This window comes from Ruegeria meonggei, assembly GCF_042768335.1.
GTDB classification, from domain to species: Bacteria; Pseudomonadota; Alphaproteobacteria; order Rhodobacterales; family Rhodobacteraceae; genus Ruegeria; species Ruegeria meonggei.
The window spans coordinates 3178574-3197717 of record NZ_JAXHBT010000001.1 but is presented as its reverse complement, the minus strand read 5'-3'; the positions used below and the strand labels follow the sequence as shown (position 1 = coordinate 3197717).

The following is a 19144-nucleotide window of genomic DNA, read 5'->3' as shown; positions in this document are numbered from 1 at the left end:
GCAAGAAACGAGGGCGGACATGCTGGTAGTGATTTCCCCGGCCAAACGGCTGGACTGGGCAGAACGGGATGTCGAGGCCACCCAACCCGACTTTCAGGACGACGCGATTCTGCTGTCGAAAACCGCCCGCAATCTGACGCTGGGCGATCTGAAAAAGCTGATGGACCTGAGCGATGATCTGGCGCGGTTGAATCGCGACCGGTATCGCGCCTTTTCTGATGCGCCCGCCGCAGATGCGACCCGTCCCGCCGCGCTGGCCTTTGCTGGCGACACCTATCAGGGGCTTGAGGCCACCTCGCTGGATGCGGATGAGATGGTCTGGGCGCAGGATCATCTGCGCATTCTGTCCGGCCTTTACGGTGTGTTGCGTCCGCTTGATGCGATTCAGGCCTATCGTCTGGAAATGGGCAGCAGGTTGAAAACCCGCCGCGGCAAGAACCTGTATGAATATTGGCGCGATCAGTTGAGCAAGGCGCTGAACGCCCAAGCCGAGGAAGTTGGCAGCAATGTCCTGATCAACTGTGCCAGTCAGGAATATTTCGGGGCTGTCGACCTGAGGGCGCTCAAACTGCGGGTCATCACGCCGGTTTTCATGGAGGACAAAGCAGGCACCCCCAAGATCGTCAGTTTTTTCGCCAAAAAAGCGCGCGGAGCGATGGCACGCCATGTCATTCAGCACCGCCTGACCGATCCCAAAGGCCTGCTGAAATTCGATTCTGGCGGCTATGCCTACCGCCCGGATCTGTCAGAACAAGACAAACCCGTCTTCGTGCGCCCCTATCAGGCCTGATCCAGCATCGAAGGATCATAGGCGACCAGTTCGACCGTATTACCCTCGGGGTCTTCGGTGAAAATACCGCGCCAGCCGATCCAGCCGAATTGCTCCACGCGGTAGGGCTGACCGATTTTGTTATACCAACACATCACAGCGTCTTGTTCGGCAAAAGGCAGCGACAGAGCGATGTGATGCAGCGATGAGCCCGCACCGGTCGCTGGCCTCTGTGCACCGCTGGGGTGCAGACCAGGGCGTGGGGCGGCGGAATGGTGAAACAGCGCCAATACCTGCGTATGACCGCCAAACCCTTCGGCAATGCGAAAGAACGTGATGGCGCTGTTATGATCGCCACTCAGGCGCTCCAGCCCGATCACGTCTTCATAAAACGCCACCATCGCCCCCATATCGGCGCAGCGAATGGCGATCTCGCCCAGGGCGCGCGGCTGAAATCCACGATTGTCTGACATGGGATCAGCCTAGTCGGGCAACGCATCCTCGGCAATGACGGGCAGAGCAACTTCGGGCTGGTGATCCAGGATCATCCGTTGGATTTTCCGCTTTTGCAGCGGCTTCGTCAGATAGTGATCCAGCCCGGCGGACAGAATACCTTGATCATCCCCCGCCATGGCATGCGCCGTCAGTGCAACAATCGGCACGTGACGCCCGGTTTCAACTTCGCGCCGTCTGATCTCGACCGTGGCCTGTTTGCCGTCCATTTTGGGCATCGAGATATCCATGAAGATCAAATCCGGATCAAAGTCGAGATGGGCTTGCACCGCTTCAACCCCGTTGCTGACGAATTTCAGATCGATGTTCAGATCTTTCACCATCTTTTTCAGGATCAATTGATTGGTCCGGTTATCCTCGGCCGCCAGGACCCGCATCAGCCGGTGGGTTTTGGGAACCTCGACCGGCATTGGGGTTTCCGGCTCGGCCGCTGACACGCGCGGCCCATGGCTTAGGGCGGTCAGGCGGGAATATAGCTCGGCCCGCGGGATCGGTTTCTGCAAGACCCCGTCGATCAGGTGGCGCGCCGGGTTGGCGTGAACAACGCCGGGATTGACCGACATCACCACCACGGGCAGATCGCCCCAGCCCCGTTTTTGTAGCGTGCTTGCCAGTTCCAGACTGTCCATATCCGGCAGGTCGTGATCGCACAGCAAAAGATCCACACTGTCATCTACGGCGTCCAGCGCCTCACCCCCCGTTGCGCAGACGGTCACGTGAGAGCCCAACCGACCCAGCTGTTTGGACAGGATGGCGCGGTTGACGGCCATATCCTCGACCACGATCACATGGCGCAGGCAATCTGCCAGATCGGGCGGCGCTGGTTGCGGGCCTTCTGCCGTGGGCAGCGAAATACGGAACCCGAAACACGATCCCTGCCCCGGCTCGCTTTCGACCCACACAGCTCCGCCCATCAGCGTGATCAAACGTTTGGTGATGGACAGACCAAGCCCGGTGCCTTCAAACTGACGGTTGCGCTCATCCTCGACCTGGTTGAATTCGCCAAAGATGTGCCCGATTTTGTCCGCATCAATCCCGATACCAGTGTCTTCAATCGCCACATGTATGTCACACGTGTCGGGCTCTGCGTTGGGCACACCGGTGACGCGGATCAGGACGTGACCCTCTGAGGTAAATTTGACCGCATTGCCCACCAGATTGGTCAGAACCTGCCGCACGCGACCGGGGTCGCCCACAAACAGGGTGGGCAGGAACAGGTCATAATCGACCAGCAACGACAGCCCCTTGTCCCGTACGCTGGGCTGCAACAGCATCGCCACCTCAAGAATGCAGCGTTCGAAATCAAACTGTTCGGGGTGCAGGATCAGCTTGTCGGCCTCGATCTTGGAGTAGTCCAATACGTCGTTGATGATCACCAGCAACGCCTCACCGGAATTGCGGATCGTATTGAGGTAGAGCCGTTGTTCATCGTCCAGTGGCGTTTCTGACATCAACTCGGTCATCCCGACAATGCCGTTCATCGGGGTTCGGATCTCGTGGCTCATATTGGCCAGAAAGGCCGATTTCGCACGGTTGGCAGCCTCCGCCCGTTTGCGGGCGGCCTTCAACTCGGTCTCATGCCGGACCGAGGCGGTGATATTCAGGCCCAGACTGACGGTGTCGCCGCCATTGCCGCGCTGATCGATCAACTTGAAATACTGACCATTCCACAGCTTGATCACAACGGATTCAGGGTGTGGTTCCGCCCAGCGCGCCAGCATTCTGGCCTGCCACTCAGCCGGCGGCTCCGAACCGATATCAATCAGCCCCTCGGCCATCAAAACTTCTAGAATGCGGGCATAGGCAATGCCCGGCGCAACCTCGTCCACACCCTCAAACACACGCAGATAGGCCGCGTTGGCCCCAATCAGGCGGTTCTGGTCGTCAAAAAAAGCAAAGCCGTCCTGAATGGTCTGAATCGAATGCCATAACCGGCGCTCAGCCACTTCGATCTTGGCATGGGCCACGGTCAGGTCGGATTTGACCTTTTCGTTTTCGTCGCGCACCGTTTCAACCTCGGCCTGTGTTTCGCCGATACGTTTGGTCAGTGCCACAGCGTGCAAACCCAGTTTGCGGTTGGCCGCTGACAGTTCGGTCTGCTTCATTTCCAACAACCGCTCAGCCGCCAGCCGCGCGCGTCTTTCCTGTGCCAGTTTGGTTACAAGACTCATCTGCCGATCCCGGAATTACCCGCACCCAGCATCCCGACAGAGCGTGAAAAAGTGTTTAAGCCGTTGCCTCTGTTTTGGTGCACGCCCGATGTTTGCGGCCGATCCGGTGTTGGTCGTTGGCGATAATCCGGTCGCTGACGGATTTGACCGCCACACTCAGCGCCGCCCTTCGCGCAACCAGCCGCCCAGCAGGAAACCACCTGCAAGCAACAGAACCACCCAGGGTGGCAACAGCCCGGCCTGGGTGACGTCGCGGGTTTCATAGGCGTTGCGTGGGGTCAGCCCGATCCAGCCGCGCCCCGCGGCCGGGCGCCCAGCGCGCACGGTGCGGATCGAGGGCAGACCGTTTTCAAGCGCAATAACCCCGCCGCGCAGGTCGGCCAATACGGGCGCAAGCACCTCACCTGTTGCTATGGTCTGTTCGAACTCTTTTGGTGCTGCAGGCCCCAACCCGATCACCGCCGTTTGTTCACCTTCCTGCAGGCGATAAAGGCCAATCTCAGGCCCGAAATACAACGCTTCGAACCGACCCGGTGAGACCTCTTCCAGCGTGATCTCAAGCGTTTCACCGTTCGGGCGGGTTACAGTCACCGGCCCGACCTCATTCTCAAGCGTCTGGCGGATGATGCGCATGACCCGGCCGTTGGCCTCGGCCCATAGGGCTTCTTCCTCAAGCTCGGGCTCTTTCATCATCCAGTGGGCCAGACGCCGCAGCAGCTCCAACTGCGGACCGCCGCCCTCAAACCCCCGGCTCCACAGCCAGGCGTGGTCCGAAGCCAGCAGCGCCACACGCCCCTCACCAACCCGGTCCAGCACCAGAAGTGGCCGGTCATCCACGCCGGTCATCAACAGCTCACCCGAGCGGTGTTTGACATCGATCTGGCGCAACCATGCGCCCCAATCCTCGGAATCGCCCAGATTCGTGGTCACCGGGTGGCGATGGCCCAGATCCGTGACCATCGGCACAAACCGTTCCTCAATAACGCGCGCGGTGGGTTGTGCCGGCAGGATCGGAGCCAGAGGCGAGCGGAAAATGCTGTCAGCGGTGGCAAAATCCGGCCCCGCAGCGATCAGCACCGCGCCGCCGTCGTTGATATAGTTGGTGACATTGTCCAGATAGATTGCGGGCAGGATGCCGCGGCGCTTGTAGCGGTCAAAGATGATCAGGTCGAAATCGTTGATCTTTTCCAAAAACAGCTCGCGGGTCGGGAAAGCGATCAGAGACAGCTCATCCACCGGCACTCCGTCCTGTTTTTCCGGTGGGCGCAGAATGGTGAAATGCACCAGATCGACCGAGCTGTCGGATTTCAGCAGGTTACGCCATGTCCGTCCGCCCGGATGCGGCTCGCCCGATACCAGCAAAACCCGCAGACGGTCGCGCACACCGTTCATCTGAATCAACGCGGTGTTGTTGCGATCGGTCAATTCGCCCTCGGCCTCGGGCACGGTGAACTGGATGACATTGCGCCCGCCATGGGGCAGAGAGATCGGCAATTCCACATCCACGCCAAGCGGGATGGTGAATTGTTCCGGTTCTCCCCCATCCACCGAAATCTCAAGCGGGGCAGAGATCGCGCCGGTGGGGGCAGCGCCGCTGTCTTCGACCCGCAAGGTCAAAGTGACCGGCTCGCCAATAATGGCAAAGGCCGGTGCGTTGCGGACAATCAGACGACGATCCCAATCCGCGGCGCGCCCGGTTTGCAACAGATGCATCGGCGCGGGCAGATCAGGGGCCTGATCCACGTCGTGCACGATACCATCGGACACCACAAGGATACCTGCGATCCGGGCGCGGGGTTCCTCGGCCAGAGCCGCGTTCAGTGCCCCCATGACCTGCGTGCCCTCGTCGCCATCGCCGTCGCCAACCTTGATCCGGCGCAGCTCGGTATTGGTGCGGGATTCGATTTCGGTGGCCAGTTCTTCGGCGGCCTGCGCGGTTTGCACAGCCCGGTCCGACAGGGTCTGGCTGGCGCTCTCATCCTCGATCATCAGGACAATATCAGTCAGCGGTACGCGATCTTCGACCTGATAGACCGGCCCCGACAGTGCCGCGATTACCACCAGCGCGGCCAGCCCGCGCAACGCCCAGCCTGACAAGCCGCGCCATAGGGCCAGAAGGACACCCGCAACTGCAATCGCAGCCACAATGGCCAGAACGGGCCACGGAATCAGTGGATCGAATATGACGGTTCCTGTCATTGTCCCAACCTGTCCAAAAGAGCAGGCACATGGACCTGATCGGATTTGTAATTCCCGGTCAGCACATGCATCACCAGATTGACGCCAAAGCGATTGGCCAGCTCGCGCTGACGTTCACCGGCATAGCCGCGCCCCACCGGCAGCAGCGCCTGGCCGTTGCGATCCACGGCCCAGGCCCCGGCCCAGTCGTTGCCACCGATCACCACAGGGGTCACGTTGTCGTTGAGATTGCGGAAGGGCATGCCTTCGATCTGTTCTGCATCCATCGGCGCAGCCTCGACCCAGACCTCGGTGCCTGCGTAACGACCTGGGAAGTCCTGCAGCAGGTAAAAGGCGCGGGTCAGCACGTGGTCACGGGGAATGGGCTCTAACGAAGGGATATTCAGCGGCGCGGCCAGCTGTTGCAACTTGCGCCCATTGGGGCTGGCGGCCCCGAACCGGGCGATATCGGCGTCGCGGGTGTCAAACAGGATCATGCCACCGGACCGAAGATAAGCGTTCAGCTTGGCGTAAGCCTCGGCTGAGGGTTGCGGTTGATCCGGGGTAACAGGCCAATAGAGCAGCGGGAAAAAGGCCAGCTCGTCACGTTCCAGATCAACGCCGATGGGATTTGCAGGTTCGACCGAGGTGCGGAAAAACAGCGTCTGCGCCAGACCGCGCATCCCCGCACCGGCAATATCATCCACTTCGGCATTGCCGGTCATGACATGGGCCAGAACCAGCTCATGCGTAGCGCTGAGCGCGAAGTCTGTTTCCTCGGGTGTCTGCGCTTGTGCTTCGGGCACCAGAAAGGCCGTGCCCAAGGCCACCGCTGCGACCTTAGCCAGCCCCAGCCGCCCCGACAGCGCCAGCGAGGCGATCACGTCCACCGTCAGCAACAAGAGCGCAAGGCTCAGCAGCAGGCCTCCGATCGGCGTCTCAGTGTTCACTTCCTGCCCTTTGATCGGAACGTCCGAGGGCCAGGTCACCGGACGCAACACCGTGTCCGCAGACAGCACATTCAGCGCCAGTTTTTGCTTACCGCTTTCGTACAAGCCGGGCCGCAGATCCGGACCAATTGTGCCCGCCACCAGTTCAACCCCATCCACACCGGCCAGATTGCCCGCATCAGACAAGGTGCCAAAGCCATCCATGACCTGAATCGGTGCCCAAGTGGTGCCTTGCAGTTGGGATTCCTGCCGCGATTTCGCCGCCGAGGCCACGGCCAGCCGGTCGAGCATCTCAACAAACAGGCCTGACAGTGGCAGGCTGGACCATTCCGCGTCTGCCGTCACATGGAACAGCACCACCTGCCCCAGCCCCAGCGGTTTGCGCGTCACCAACGGCGTGCCGTCCGACAGGGACGCAATCACCCGATCCGCCAGATTGGGGTCCGGTTGCGCCATAACCTGCGTGGTGACGGTCACATCACCGGGGATATCCAACCCGTAAAAGGGCGAGTTCTCGGGGAATGGCGCTAGCCCTTTGGCCTCACCCCAGCTCATCGCGCCACCAACCGAGCGCCCACCGCTGCGCAGACGCACCGGCAGCAGCGTGTCTTCGGCATCGCGGCCCAGATCACTTGCGGCCATACGCGGACCGGCATAGCGCAAAAGCAGACCGCCCTGTTCAACCCATTTGATCACGCCAGCCTGCTCGGCCTCGGACAATTTCGCGACATCGGCCAGAACGATCGCATCAGGGTTTGCTGGCAGAACTTCCAGCAGACCGCCATCCACGAAATCAGCGGTAGGAACCAAAACCTGCGTCAGGTAGTGCAGTGGCGACAGCAGCTCCAGTCCTTCGCGGTTGAGCGTCCCGGCGATCAGGGCAATCTCACGTCGTCGCAGGCTGTCATCGGTCAGGGTCAACGCGCCGGCCGAGCGCTGTCCCTGGATTTCGAACCGGGTGATCCGCCCGCGCAACTCGGATGGCAGCGCCAAGTCCACCTGCGCCTGCGTCTGATTTTCTTCGAAAACCAACACAGAGGATTGCAGAACGCGCATAACGCCCGCCGGATCGCGCCCCTGTGCCAGCAGCGTCACCTGACGGACCGGGCCAGGCTCTGACCGGTTTGCAGTCAGTTGAATGACACCGTCCTGATACACAGCAGGTGTCATCCCAAGGACCGGTTCGGAGTTTTGATACACAGTCACCGCACCGCGCGATTGTAGCGCGTTCAAGACCTGTGCATGTCTTGGATAGGCTATCTTGTCGCTGAACCAGTTGGTGTCAAAATCGCCTTCGATCTGACCCAAAGCCTCTAGCGTCTGCGCAATTTGCTTGTCGGTTGGCTGCCACGGCATCGGCATCAGACCCGGAAGTCGGCCGCGCCACGCTTCGGCGGCCTGAAACACTGGCACTTCAGGTTCTGTCAGGCGCATAATCGACACCGGACGGCCCGCCCGGCCAGCTTCGGTCAATTGCGCGTCGATCTGTTCCAGATTGGAAGGCCAGCCCGTTGATCCGGCCCAGCTTGCGTCCAGGATCAACAATAATGGCCCGGATCCGTACTGAAAACGCGAGGGGTTCAGAACCGGCCCCGCAAGACCGACAATAATCGCCGCCGTCGCAAGGATGCGAAGCAACAGCAGCCACCAGGGGGTGCGATCGGATACGCTTTCCTTGTCTTTCTCTCCCAAAAGTAATGTCACCGCGGGGAAGAAACGGCGTATGGGGGCGGGCGGAACGGCGCGCAAAATCAGCCACAGAATTGGTAGAACTGCGAGGCTCACCAAGACCCAAGGGGCAGTGAAACTGATAGCCGCCAAAGCCGCCGTCATCGCAAGCTCCCGTCCATTGCGCGATACATCCACAACAAGGCCGCTTGCGCGCTATCTTCGGTGTGGTGCAACCCATATTGCCACTCGGTCGCGCGGCAGAGTTGTTTCAAGGCCTCTTTCCGTTCTGCAAGACGTTCAAGGTATCTTCCACGCAACGCACCGGCTTTTAGCGTCTCATGTTTCAGCGTCTTCGCGACACTCTCAAATACCGTGCGTCCACGGAACGGGAAGGACTCTTCGCTGGGGTCCAGAACTTGCAGAAGAACGCCCCTGACGCCGCGATCAGCGGCCTTTGTCAGCGCAAGTTCAAGTTCGCTCAACTGGCCCAGAAAATCCGAAATGAACACGGCGCGGGCGCGGGGAATCATGGCGCGATGTTCCGGCGTGGCATAGTCAGTCTGAATTTCGTCGGACAAAGCCTCTGCCAGACGGATGATCTGTGCATTGCCACGCCGGGGCGGCAAAGTGGTGCCGGTCAGGCCCACACGTTCGCCCCCCCGCACCAACAGAATGGCCGTGGCCAGCCCCAACAGGCGCGCCCGGTCCGCTTTGGTGGGCAGGGACTTGTCCGAGGCAAACCGCATCGACGCGCCCTGATCCACCCACAACATCACCGATTGCGCGATTTGCCATTCGCGTTCGCGCACAAACTGCTGATCCCCGCGGGCCGAGCGGCGATGGTCGATCATCCGCCGACTGTCGCCGATCTGCGCCGGGCGGTATTGCCAGAAATCATCGCCCAGACCGGATCGCCTGCGCCCGTGATCGCCCAGCAGGACGGTGCCGGCCAGATGTTCGGCCCGCGCCAAAAGCGGCGGCAGTCGGGCCGCTTCGGCTTCAGATCTTTCGCGAAGGGTCAGCGCAGCATTCACGCCGCGGCCTCAGTGCGGGTCAACCCCGCGGCAGTGGATTCGATCAGATCAGCAAGGCTATCCCCCCGCGCCCGCGCCGCGAAATTCAGCGCCATCCGGTGGCTGAGCACCGGGCGCGCCATATCCAGTACATCCTCGGCATTTGGGGCCAAACGCCCCTGCAGCATCGCCCGCGCCCGCACTGTCATCATCAGCGCCTGTGCCGCACGGGGGCCGGGGCCCCAGGCCACCGTCTCAGAAACCCGTTCGGACACGCCTGCCTCATCCGGGCGGAAGGCGCGGACCAGATCAAGGATCAACTCGACCACGGATTCACCCACCGGCATCCGGCGCAGCAGGACCTGCGCGGCCAAAAGCTCTTCTTTGCTGAAAATCTGATGCGCCTCGTCCTCTTCAACCCCGGTCGTGGCCAGAAGAATATCCCGTTCGGTCTGGCGATCGGGATACTCCACGTCGATCCGCACCAGGAAACGGTCCAGCTGCGCCTCGGGCAGCGGATAGGTGCCTTCCTGTTCAATCGGGTTCTGCGTGGCCAGAACGTGGAACGGCACGCCCAGATCGCGGTCTTCACCGGCCACTGTCACGGTGCGTTCCTGCATCGCCTGCAGCAGCGCCGACTGCGTCCGGGGGCTGGCGCGGTTGATTTCATCCGCCATCAGCAACTGGCAGAAGATCGGCCCGGAAATGAACCGGAAGTGGCGGCTGCCATCCTCGGCGGTGTCCAACACTTCGGAGCCCAGAATGTCAGCAGGCATCAGGTCTGGTGTGAACTGAATGCGGTTACCGTTCAGCCCCATTACAGTCGACAGCGTTTCTACCAGGCGCGTCTTGCCCAAACCCGGCAGGCCGATCAGCAGCGCATGGCCGCCACACAGCAATGCCGTCAGGGTCAGGTCCACGACCCTTTCCTGTCCGATAAAGCGACGGGTGATCGAGGCCTTGGCCTCTTGCAGTTTGGTTTCCAGCGCTTCGATCTCGGACACGAGGTCGGCAGGTTCGGTCATGACTTTCCCTTCCGTGGACTATTATGGTTGAAGTGTATCGCGCGAAAAGGAAATGGCAAAAGCAATGAGTGGACAAAAACCTGTGACTCCTTCTCCGGACGGGCTGGCGAGTTCGATCAAAGCGACCAAAACACGGGGTTTACCCCCCGTACACCTGTGGAATCCTCCGTTTTGCGGCGATCTGGACATGTATATCGCAAAAGATGGCACCTGGTGTTATTTAGGATCGCCGATCAACCGGTTCGAGCTTGTGAAGCTTTTTTCCTCAATTCTTAAGAAAGAAGACGGAAAGTACTTTCTGGTTACCCCGGTTGAAAAGGTGGGAATCACCGTCGAGGACGCGCCCTTTATCGCGGTGGATTTTGAGGCCGAAGGCGACGGACAGGCCCAGAGGTTGAGTTTTTCCACCCATGTGGGCGATGTCGCCGTCGCGGGTCCGGATCATCCCATCCGAATTGTCATAGACGCGGAAACAGATGAGCCGTCTCCGTATATATTGGTTCGCGCAAACCTGGAGGCGCGCATTGATCGCAAAAGCTTTTATCGCCTCGTGGACATCGCAACGCATCTAGATGGCTGGTTTGGGGTCTGGTCCGGGGGGCAGTTTTTTCCGCTGATCCGTTCGGACGATTTGCCGGGCTAAGCCGGGCGCGCGACCCGGCGATCCTGCGCCAGCACAACGGACAGCGCCACGATCCCTGCGCCCAGCGCGCGGGTTGAATTCCACTCATCCCCCATCATCACCATGATCACCATCACGTAAAACGGCGCGATGTTGATATGGAATGAGGTCAGAGCGACGCCCAGCTTACCAATGGACGCGACAAAGAAAACCTGGCTCAGCCCCATCGAGATAATCGCGTAGATCATCAACATCCCAGCCTGCTGAGTGTCAAAGGCGGTCGCAGGCAACACATCCATACCCATCTGCGCCGCCCCAAACACCAGCAGCGATGCCATGACCAGCCCGCCAGCGAACGTGATCGTGGTGCGTCCCGTGTGGCTAAGGTCTGGAAAGTCGCGCGCCGTTGCCATGCTGGCCCAGCAGAACAGGCCCGTTGCCCCAATGGCACAGACCGCCCCCAGACCCAGCTGAGCAGGCGCCACCGCACTGGTCGCAATCAATCCGCCGACAATCGACACCAACACACCCAGCGCAAAATTCCACCGCAAGCGCCGCGTGCCTGCTGCAAGCTCCAGCACTGTGGCCATCAGCGGCGCACAAGAGGCAATGATTGCAACCGTCACCGGATCGGTCAGCTTTTGCGCAACAATAAGCAGGAACATGGCAATGCCAATCCCAAGCCCTCCGACCAGCATCGCATGGCCCCAGCGGGCACGCAGCACCCGCCGCGGCCCGTCGATCAAAAGCCAGATCGGCACCATGACAACCACCGCAAGCGCCAACCGCGCCGCCAACAGAGCAACCGGTGGCCAGGTCTGCAACAACACCTCGGCCGCCGGAAACCCGGCCGCCCAAGTCAGCATTGAAGCGACCGCCAACCCATTTCCGGACAAGGCAGAAATCCTTCCGCCGGACATAGAAAGGGTGGTCCCGCGCACGGGGTCAGGGCTCATCGCCATTAGGGTCAAACCTTTTGTTGGTACGGCGCCTGAAATGATTCGCCGTAATGTTCCGAACCTCACTGAAATGCGCCGGGCGATCTGGTCGATTTTCGACAATCTGTCGTTTTCAGTCCCTTTCACTGAAACCGGCCCGACGCTATGGTTCGGCCATCAGATTTCCGAGGCCCCACATGCCCAAATTCGCTGCCAATATCTCGCTGCTGTTCACCGAGCTTCCTTATCTCGACCGGTTTCAGGCTGCGGCTGAGGCGGGCTTTAAAGCGGTCGAGATTTTGTTTCCCTACGAACAGGCGGCAAAAGAAACCCGCCGCGCCCTGCTGGCCAACGGGCTGGATCTGGTACTGATCAACGCGCCACCGCCGAACTATACCGGGGGTGCGCCGGGATATGCAGCCATCCCCGGGGGTGAGGCGCGTTTTCAGTCTGATATCCGTCGCGTTTTGCGTTATGCCGATATCCTGCGACCCGGGCTGATCCATATCATGTCGGGCTATGCCTCAGGGTCGGATGCGCTGGAATGCTTTGTGAAGAACCTGCAATGGGCCGCTGATTTCGCCCCCCATCAGCAAATCACGATCGAACCGCTCAACCCGGTGTCACAACCCGGGTACTTCCTGAACGACTACGATCTGGCGGTCGAGATTTTGAACCAGGTGGACCGCCCCAATCTGGGTCTGCAATTTGACAGCTTTCACGCCCATATGATCCATGGCGACGCGCAGGCGATCTGGGATCGGTTTCACCCGCGGGTCGTTCACGCCCAGATCGGTGCTGCCCCCGACCGCTCGGAACCGGGGCGCGGCCCAACAGATTTCGCAGCCCTTTTCGCCGCGATGGAAAACACCGGCTATTCTGGTTGGGTCAGCGCCGAATACACCGCCTCCACATCCCGCACCAGCCAATCGCTGGGCTGGATGTGACACCGCGCCTCATGATGCTGTCTGGCAATTGATCCCGAAATACCCCACACCCGATCATCACAGAGTCAAGGAGGCCAGACATGTTCCCTGCCCGCTATGCCCGCGCCGTATTTAGCCTGATCATGTCCGGCCTCATGTCCTGCATCGTGACAGGGATCGCCACGGTTAAAGCCATCGGGTTTGGCCCCGGCACGATTGGGGATTGGATGGCGTCCTGGGCTTTTTGCTGGCCCATCGCCTTCACTGTCATCCTGCTGCTTGGTCCCAGCGTGCAACGGCTGGTCAATCGCATGGTCAGACCGCAGGGCTGACCCGCTGCGAAGAGGGCCCGTCGGGCCTGATGAGTAGCGCAGCCCGCATTATAAACGTCTAGTGGGCTTCAGCCCAGTTCGCGCCCTGCCCGGCATCCACGCTCAGCTTTACGTCCAGTTTCACCGCCGGGTTTGATGCACCTTCCATAATGTCGCGCGCCACACTGATCACCTGATCCACCGCGTCTTCGGCCACTTCGAACAACAATTCATCATGCACTTGCAACAGCATCCTGGCAGGCAACCCGTTGATCGCCCCCGGCATCCGCACCATGGCGCGCCGGATCACATCCGCTGCCGTCCCCTGGATCGGCGCGTTGATCGCCGCCCGACGCGAGAACCCGGCATGCGGCCCCTTGGCATTGATCTCGGGTGTGTGAATTTTACGCCCGAACAAGGTCTGAACATAACCGTGCTCTTTCGCAAAGGCGACGGTGTCGTCCATATAGGCTCTGATTCCCGGGAAACGCTCGAAATACCGGTCGATGAATCCTTGCGCCTCGGCCCGGGGAATGCGCAGGTTGCGCGCCAGACCAAAACCCGAGATGCCGTAGATCACACCAAAGTTGATCGCTTTGGCTTGGCGGCGAATATCCGGAGTCATCTCGTCCAACGGTACGTCGAACATCTCGGACGCAGTCATGGCGTGAATGTCCAACCCATCCGTAAAGGCCTGTTTCAAGGCAGGGATTTCCGCGATATGTGCCAGAATCCGCAACTCAATCTGGCTGTAGTCGAGGCTGACCAGCACATTGCCCGGCTCGGCGATGAACGCCTCGCGAATGCGCCGTCCCTCTTCAGTGCGCACTGGAATGTTCTGCAGGTTCGGATCGGTTGAGGCCAGACGGCCTGTATTGGCCCCGGTGATCGAATAAGACGTATGCACCCGGCCCGTATCGGGGTTGATATGGGTCTGCAGCGCGTCCGTATAAGTCGATTTCAGCTTGGACAATTGCCGCCAGTCCAACACCCGGCGCGGCAATTCATGCTCGGTCGCCAGATCCTCAAGAATATCGGCCCCGGTCGAATACTTTCCGGTCTTGCCTTTCTTGCCGCCTTCCAAACCCATCTTGTCGAACAGGATCTCACCCAGCTGCGCCGGCGACCCGACATTGAACGGCTCTCCTGCCAATTCGTGGATTTCAGCCTCTAACCCGGCCATTTTCTGCGCAAAGGCGTTGGACATGCGGGACAGCACATCGCGGTCGACCTTGATGCCGTGCATCTCCATCTCGGTCAGAACCGGCACCAACGGACGTTCCAGCGTTTCATAAACCGTCGTCACCTGTACCTGATGCAGTTGTGGTTTGAACAGCTTCCACAGGCGCAAGGTGATATCGGCGTCCTCTGCCGCATAAGCGGTGGCCTCGTCAATCGGCACCTTGTCAAAGGTGATTGCCGATTTTCCGGACCCCAGCAGCGGCTTGATCGGAATCGGCGTATGGCTCAGATACCGTTCCGAGAGCGTATCCATCCCATGCCCATGTTCGCCGCCATGCATCGCATAAGACATCAACATCGTGTCGTCGATCGGCGCGACAGTGACCCCATAGCGTTTGAATATCTTGGCATCGTATTTCATGTTCTGCCCGATCTTCAGGATCGACGGGTCCTCAAGCATCGGCTTCAGCAAGTTCAAAGCCTGATCCAGCGGCATCTGCCCTTCGGCCAGCGCAACCGAGCCAAACAGGTCATCAGTCGCACTTTGACGATGAATCAGCGGGACGTAACAGGCCGTGCCCGCCTCAATGCACAGCGAGATGCCGACCAGATCGGCGATCATCTCGTTCAGGCCGGTGGTTTCGGTATCCACCGCGACCCAGCCACGTTCATAAGCTTGGTCGATCCAATTTTGCAGGGCCGCCGCATCCCGCACGCATTCGTACTTCGATGCATCAAAGGGCGCGGCCTCAACTTCCGGCTCATCCACAGGTGCAGGCGCATCCGCAATTGACGGGGCCTCGGCCCCCAGCTTGTCGGCAATACGCTTGGTCAGGGTGCGGAACTCCATCTCGGCCAGAAACCCCAACAGCGTTTCCGGTTCGGGGTCTTTGACCTCAAGATCGTCCAGAGTGAAATCCAAAGGCGTCTGCTCATCCAACTGCACCAGCCTTTTCGACAGCTCGATCTGGTCGCGCTTTTCGATCAGGGTCTGGCGGCGTTTAGGCTGTTTGATCTCTTCGGCACGGTCTAGCAGAGTTTCCAGATCGCCATATTCATTGATCAGCAGCGCCGCCGTCTTGATCCCGATCCCCGGCGCGCCGGGCACGTTGTCGACACTGTCTCCGGCCAGCGCCTGTACATCGACCACACGTTCCGGGCCGACGCCGAATTTCTCGATCACCCCGTCGCGGTCAATGCGCTTGTTCTTCATCGCATCCAGCATCTCGACGCCGCCGCCAACAAGCTGCATCAGGTCCTTGTCGGAACTGACGATGGTCACACGCCCACCAGCCTCTCGCGCCTGAACGGCAAGGGTGGCAATGATATCGTCGGCCTCATAGCCCTCAAGCTCTTTGCAGGCGATGTTGAAGGCACGTGTCGCCTCACGGGTCAGGGGCATCTGCGGGCGCAGGTCCTCGGGCATAGCCTCTCGGTTGGCCTTATACAGATCATACATGTCATTGCGGAACGTGTGCGAGCCCTTGTCGAAGATCACTGCCACATGAGTTGGCGCGTCCGGCCCCGCATTCCCTTCGACATATTTCTGCAGCATGTTGCAAAAGCCCGAAACGGCGCCGATCGGCAACCCGTCAGACTTGCGCGTCAGCGGTGGCAGTGCGTGATAGGCTCGAAAAATAAAGGCCGATCCATCGATCAGATGCAGGTGACACCCTTTGCCGAATTCACTCATGCGCGCTCTCCCTGTCAGACAGGGATGGTTCTGCCACAGGGCCGCGCGGGTGACCAGCGAAGAAGGGGTACTATCCGCCGAAGAGGCCTGAGAAGACATCCGAGAAGCTGTTCAGCAAGGCCATGATGACCAACACACCCAAAAGGGCGAAAAAGGCCATCGCGAAGAACTGAAACAGGATCGCGCCCGCGCCGATCACGATGCCCGCTATGGCGGGGCGCTTTTTTTCATGGCGCATCAGACCGACAGCCGCGAGAATGATCGCCAGGCCACCCAACATGGCAACGCCGATTTGCAGGAAATCATCCATGTTGCGCGCGCGTGCAACAGGCTCAGGCTGGTCCAGCCCAGCGGCCGAGCGCAAAGTGGATTTACCGATTTCAGCTGCAAGCTCTCCCAGAGAAACGCCGGTAGATTGCTGGGGCGCAAAAGGCCCCGCCCAAAAAACAAACAACGCCGCCATGAGGGAGGTTGAGGCAATCAAAAAGCCCAGCCAACCAAAAACAGGGCTGTGGTCGTTCTGCGCGGTAACTTCAGTCATCGTTCACCCTCATGCAAATGTGCGCTCCAGATAGCATTGAAACATGGCAAGACTTGGGAATGCGCCCGGATTGCCCAGAGGGCGGTCGTTCAGTTCAAACTGAAGGCCCGCGTCGCCGCGTCCCAGCGCAAGCCAGTGTTATCGGCAATCTGTCGCATCTGTTTGTTCAGCGACCGGTCATTCAACTTGCGGCTCAGCGTGCGCAGAGGGACAAGGTTACGTTCGCCGTAGCCATCGATCAGAAAGAACATATGCACCTGATCGCGCTGCCCGTAGACGATGTTCATTTCGTGGATATCGCGGCCAACGATCTGAAACGCGTACAGCTTTTGCACAAAGCTGTTGAGGTTCTCCAAAATGGCGTCATTCAACACATTGCGTTTGCACATCCACGACAAATGGCGGGCAAGATCGCCATCGTCGGATTGGATCTTTTCGACCACAACCCCCGGTCCGACATCCGTCTGCACTATCCCAAAGGATCGCGCCAACGGCAGTTGCGCGATATCGGGGCCGCTTTTCAAGGCTGCCTTCATCTCGCACTCGATTTCTTTCAGCGCATTGCGAAAGGCAGAATCCGGCATAAGCCTCCGCACAAGACGTTTCGAGAAGGATCGGTTCCGGCGTGTTCGCGGCCGTGTCACCTTAATCAGCAGTTCAGGTTGGCCCGGGCACGCATAGACATCCCGGTGGCCACCTTTGGCCAGAGGCTCTTGATCTGATAGCTGCAAAAGCTGCACTGCAAACAGCATCCGGCCTCCGTTCTGTCGTGAATGCGTCACAGTCTAGGCCAGCCTGACCAAATCTATGAGCCACACAGCACATATCATGCGATCAGGCCTGGGCTTCGTGCCCTGCCAGGACGTATTTGCAATCGCAATACGGGCATTCGACCCAGCCGGTATCCTCGGGGATTTGTAACCAGACGCGCGGATGGCCCAATGCGCCTTCGCCGCCGTCACAGGCGACCCGGGCGGTTTCAACGATCTTGGTTTCCGGCGCTTCGATGGTCACGGCTGGCGATCCTTCTGCGGTTGTCGGCCTCGCGGGCATGTACTAGGTGCGTTTATGAGCGATGAGTAAACCGGGGGCAAGAGCGACATGGGCGATGCGGCAATCAGGATCGACGGGCTGCGCAAAACCTATCGCGGCAGCAAAGGCCAGCCCGAAAAGCAGGCGCTGAAAGGTATCGACCTGACTATCCCGCGCGGGTCCGTCTTTGGTCTGCTGGGGCCGAACGGCGCCGGGAAATCGACCCTGATCAACATTTTGGCGGGTCTGGTGGTGAAAACCGCAGGTCATGTGTCGATCTGGGGCTTTGATCAGGATCAGCACCCACGCCAGTCACGCGCGGCCATCGGTGTCATGCCGCAAGAGCTGAACCTTGATCCATTCTTCTCGCCACGGGGCGCGCTTGAGGTGCAGGCTGGCCTTTATGGCGTGCCCAAATCGCAGCGCCGCAGCGACGAGATCCTCGAACTTGTCGGCCTCAGCGACAAGGCCGAGGCTTATGCCCGCACCCTGTCCGGCGGGATGCGGCGACGTCTGCTGCTGGCCAAGGCATTGGTGCATCACCCCCGCATCCTGGTGCTGGACGAACCCACGGCCGGTGTAGACATCGAGTTGCGCCAGATGCTGTGGTCCAACGTACGCAAGCTGAACGAACAGGGCATGACGATCATTCTGACCACCCATTACCTGGAAGAAGCGCAGGAAATGTGCGATCAAATCGCAATCATCAACCACGGCGAAAAGATCGCGCAGGACAGCACCGCCAACCTGCTGGACCGGATGGATAGCCGCACCATGGTGATCACTCCAGACGCCCCGGTCACGGGCTTGCCAGTGGCTGACGGCGTCGAGGCCGCTTTGCGCGACGATGGCAGTTTGGTTCTGCATTATCGCAGCGCGCAGACCAGCGCCGAACGGGTTCTGGAATCCGTTAGGACAGCTGATATCCGCATCCGTGACGTCCGCACCGAAGAGGCAGACCTTGAGGATGTGTTCCTCGCCCTGACCTCGGCTCAATCAGATGATCCCCCGGCGGATGATCAGGATCAGCCGCGCCGGGGTATACACCGCGTCAGGCTTTAGGTCCGGTCGATCCGCGCGTGATAGCAATTGTTCAGCGCCGAGCGGATGTGGATATAAGCAACATCATCGCGGGCAAAGATATCCTCGGCCGCGTTATGTATATCCGCCTGTGGCGTGATGATCCCGGTGCCATAGACGATGCGGTCATCCACCCCGTACCCTTTGATCAGATAATTGGGTGAGGCGGTCAGCGCCTCGGGCAATTCTGACGGGTCCTCATGGCGCTGACAAGGCTCTACACAAAGGTAAATCGGCCCGGTTTCGGCAAATGGCTGCGTCGCGGGAAAGGGCCTGTGGGCCAGCACCAGCATCTCTTTTCCCTCCGGAATATAGGTCAGGCAGTGGCGGCAGGGGTTGCCCTGCCCGTTTGAAATCGCCCGCTCCGGCGGGTTGCCATAGCCGTCGGGCGCACCGCTGCGATAGGCCTCAACCTGAGCGGTGGGGAGGGCAGAAATTCTGTGCATGATATGTCTCCTTTTCTGGCCCAAATATGTCCACCGCCCTACCACCAGGCGACCCGTTTCCTGCGCAATGGCGCAAAGGACTC

17 protein-coding genes are annotated in these 19144 nt (G+C 60.0%); 5 read left to right on the top strand and 12 right to left on the bottom strand.

Annotation, left to right across the window (positions count from 1 at the left end; translation table 11 throughout):
* Positions 1 to 19: 19 nt before the first annotated feature.
* Complete coding sequence (yaaA, locus tag SJY13_RS15760) at positions 20 to 790, top strand: peroxide stress protein YaaA (protein ID WP_377192149.1); 771 nt, start codon at positions 20 to 22, stop codon at positions 788 to 790.
* Here the strand turns inward: yaaA and SJY13_RS15755 are convergent.
* The 6 genes from SJY13_RS15755 to SJY13_RS15730 all read right to left on the bottom strand — a co-directional run bounded on the left by SJY13_RS15755 (position 781) and on the right by SJY13_RS15730 (position 10290).
* Complete coding sequence (locus tag SJY13_RS15755; RefSeq protein ID WP_377192147.1) at positions 781 to 1242, bottom strand: VOC family protein; 462 nt, start codon at positions 1240 to 1242, stop codon at positions 781 to 783. The two genes, yaaA and SJY13_RS15755, sit on opposite strands and share 10 nt — an antisense overlap.
* Positions 1243 to 1251: 9 nt before the next feature.
* Positions 1252 to 3453: a response regulator gene (locus SJY13_RS15750; protein ID WP_377192145.1), complete on the bottom strand. Its 2202-nt coding sequence runs from the start codon at positions 3451 to 3453 to the stop codon at positions 1252 to 1254.
* Positions 3454 to 3609: 156 nt separating this feature from the next.
* Positions 3610 to 5652: a hypothetical protein gene (locus SJY13_RS15745; protein WP_377192143.1), complete on the bottom strand. Its 2043-nt coding sequence runs from the start codon at positions 5650 to 5652 to the stop codon at positions 3610 to 3612.
* Entirely contained in the window at positions 5649 to 8414 is a 2766-nt protein-coding gene (locus tag SJY13_RS15740) for a DUF4159 domain-containing protein (protein WP_377192141.1), read from the bottom strand. The genes SJY13_RS15745 and SJY13_RS15740 overlap by 4 nt, the downstream gene beginning before the upstream one ends.
* Complete coding sequence (locus tag SJY13_RS15735; RefSeq protein WP_377192139.1) at positions 8411 to 9286, bottom strand: DUF58 domain-containing protein; 876 nt, start codon at positions 9284 to 9286, stop codon at positions 8411 to 8413. Before SJY13_RS15735 ends, SJY13_RS15740 begins: the two co-directional genes overlap by 4 nt.
* Positions 9283 to 10290 (bottom strand): AAA family ATPase, encoded by a 1008-nt coding sequence (locus tag SJY13_RS15730; protein WP_085822620.1) that lies wholly within the window; start codon positions 10288 to 10290, stop codon positions 9283 to 9285. The genes SJY13_RS15735 and SJY13_RS15730 overlap by 4 nt, the downstream gene beginning before the upstream one ends.
* A 64-nt stretch (positions 10291 to 10354) precedes the next feature.
* On the opposite strand from SJY13_RS15730, the gene SJY13_RS15725 reads away from it, so the two are divergent.
* A complete protein-coding gene (locus tag SJY13_RS15725; RefSeq protein ID WP_377192137.1) occupies positions 10355 to 10933 on the top strand; it encodes a DUF1285 domain-containing protein in 579 nt (192 codons plus the stop codon).
* Here the strand turns inward: SJY13_RS15725 and SJY13_RS15720 are convergent.
* Positions 10930 to 11868, bottom strand: a complete 939-nt coding sequence (locus SJY13_RS15720) for a DMT family transporter (RefSeq protein WP_377192135.1) — start codon at positions 11866 to 11868, stop codon at positions 10930 to 10932. The genes SJY13_RS15725 and SJY13_RS15720 overlap by 4 nt on opposite strands.
* 179 nt (positions 11869 to 12047) lie before the next feature.
* Here SJY13_RS15720 and SJY13_RS15715 point away from each other — a divergent pair, with 179 nt between their 5' ends.
* Positions 12048 to 12797 (top strand): hydroxypyruvate isomerase family protein, encoded by a 750-nt coding sequence (locus SJY13_RS15715; RefSeq protein ID WP_377192133.1) that lies wholly within the window; start codon positions 12048 to 12050, stop codon positions 12795 to 12797.
* A gap of 80 nt (positions 12798 to 12877) precedes the next feature.
* Positions 12878 to 13108 carry a DUF2798 domain-containing protein gene (locus tag SJY13_RS15710; protein ID WP_377192131.1) on the top strand — a complete coding sequence of 77 codons (231 nt, stop codon included), beginning with the start codon at positions 12878 to 12880 and terminating at the stop codon, positions 13106 to 13108.
* A gap of 58 nt (positions 13109 to 13166) precedes the next feature.
* On the opposite strand, the gene polA is transcribed toward SJY13_RS15710, so the two are convergent.
* From polA to SJY13_RS15690, 4 genes are all read right to left on the bottom strand, one after another.
* The gene (gene polA / locus SJY13_RS15705) at positions 13167 to 15962 is read right to left on the bottom strand and encodes a DNA polymerase I (RefSeq protein WP_377192129.1); all 2796 of its coding nucleotides are present in this window, start codon (positions 15960 to 15962) and stop codon (positions 13167 to 13169) included.
* 70 nt (positions 15963 to 16032) lie between these two features.
* Positions 16033 to 16503, bottom strand: a complete 471-nt coding sequence (locus SJY13_RS15700) for a hypothetical protein (protein WP_377192127.1) — start codon at positions 16501 to 16503, stop codon at positions 16033 to 16035.
* A gap of 89 nt (positions 16504 to 16592) precedes the next feature.
* Positions 16593 to 17255: a YrbL family protein gene (locus SJY13_RS15695; RefSeq protein WP_377192125.1), complete on the bottom strand. Its 663-nt coding sequence runs from the start codon at positions 17253 to 17255 to the stop codon at positions 16593 to 16595.
* A gap of 82 nt (positions 17256 to 17337) precedes the next feature.
* Entirely contained in the window at positions 17338 to 17517 is a 180-nt protein-coding gene (locus tag SJY13_RS15690; protein ID WP_085822612.1) for a zinc-finger domain-containing protein, read from the bottom strand.
* A gap of 87 nt (positions 17518 to 17604) precedes the next feature.
* Between SJY13_RS15690 and SJY13_RS15685 the strand changes: the two genes are divergently transcribed.
* Entirely contained in the window at positions 17605 to 18597 is a 993-nt protein-coding gene (locus SJY13_RS15685) for an ABC transporter ATP-binding protein (RefSeq protein ID WP_377192123.1), read from the top strand.
* Here the strand turns inward: SJY13_RS15685 and SJY13_RS15680 are convergent.
* Positions 18594 to 19061, bottom strand: a complete 468-nt coding sequence (locus tag SJY13_RS15680; RefSeq protein WP_377192121.1) for a DUF1203 domain-containing protein — start codon at positions 19059 to 19061, stop codon at positions 18594 to 18596. The two genes, SJY13_RS15685 and SJY13_RS15680, sit on opposite strands and share 4 nt — an antisense overlap.
* Positions 19062 to 19144 lie beyond the last annotated feature (83 nt).

What these genes read in the sequence shown, in the direction of transcription:
- yaaA (WP_377192149.1), top strand. Translation starts at nt 20, where the DNA reads ATGCTGGTAGTGATTTCCCCGGCCAAACGGCTGGACTGGGCAGAACGG.
- SJY13_RS15755 (WP_377192147.1), bottom strand. Translation starts at nt 1,242, where the DNA reads ATGTCAGACAATCGTGGATTTCAGCCGCGCGCCCTGGGCGAGATCGCC.
- SJY13_RS15750 (WP_377192145.1), bottom strand. Translation starts at nt 3,453, where the DNA reads ATGAGTCTTGTAACCAAACTGGCACAGGAAAGACGCGCGCGGCTGGCG.
- SJY13_RS15745 (WP_377192143.1), bottom strand. Translation starts at nt 5,652, where the DNA reads ATGACAGGAACCGTCATATTCGATCCACTGATTCCGTGGCCCGTTCTG.
- SJY13_RS15740 (WP_377192141.1), bottom strand. Translation starts at nt 8,414, where the DNA reads ATGACGGCGGCTTTGGCGGCTATCAGTTTCACTGCCCCTTGGGTCTTG.
- SJY13_RS15730 (WP_085822620.1), bottom strand. Translation starts at nt 10,290, where the DNA reads ATGACCGAACCTGCCGACCTCGTGTCCGAGATCGAAGCGCTGGAAACC.
- SJY13_RS15725 (WP_377192137.1), top strand. Translation starts at nt 10,355, where the DNA reads ATGAGTGGACAAAAACCTGTGACTCCTTCTCCGGACGGGCTGGCGAGT.
- SJY13_RS15720 (WP_377192135.1), bottom strand. Translation starts at nt 11,868, where the DNA reads ATGAGCCCTGACCCCGTGCGCGGGACCACCCTTTCTATGTCCGGCGGA.
- SJY13_RS15715 (WP_377192133.1), top strand. Translation starts at nt 12,048, where the DNA reads ATGCCCAAATTCGCTGCCAATATCTCGCTGCTGTTCACCGAGCTTCCT.
- SJY13_RS15710 (WP_377192131.1), top strand. Translation starts at nt 12,878, where the DNA reads ATGTTCCCTGCCCGCTATGCCCGCGCCGTATTTAGCCTGATCATGTCC.
- polA (WP_377192129.1), bottom strand. Translation starts at nt 15,962, where the DNA reads ATGAGTGAATTCGGCAAAGGGTGTCACCTGCATCTGATCGATGGATCG.
- SJY13_RS15700 (WP_377192127.1), bottom strand. Translation starts at nt 16,503, where the DNA reads ATGACTGAAGTTACCGCGCAGAACGACCACAGCCCTGTTTTTGGTTGG.
- SJY13_RS15695 (WP_377192125.1), bottom strand. Translation starts at nt 17,255, where the DNA reads ATGCTGTTTGCAGTGCAGCTTTTGCAGCTATCAGATCAAGAGCCTCTG.
- SJY13_RS15685 (WP_377192123.1), top strand. Translation starts at nt 17,605, where the DNA reads ATGGGCGATGCGGCAATCAGGATCGACGGGCTGCGCAAAACCTATCGC.
- SJY13_RS15680 (WP_377192121.1), bottom strand. Translation starts at nt 19,061, where the DNA reads ATGCACAGAATTTCTGCCCTCCCCACCGCTCAGGTTGAGGCCTATCGC.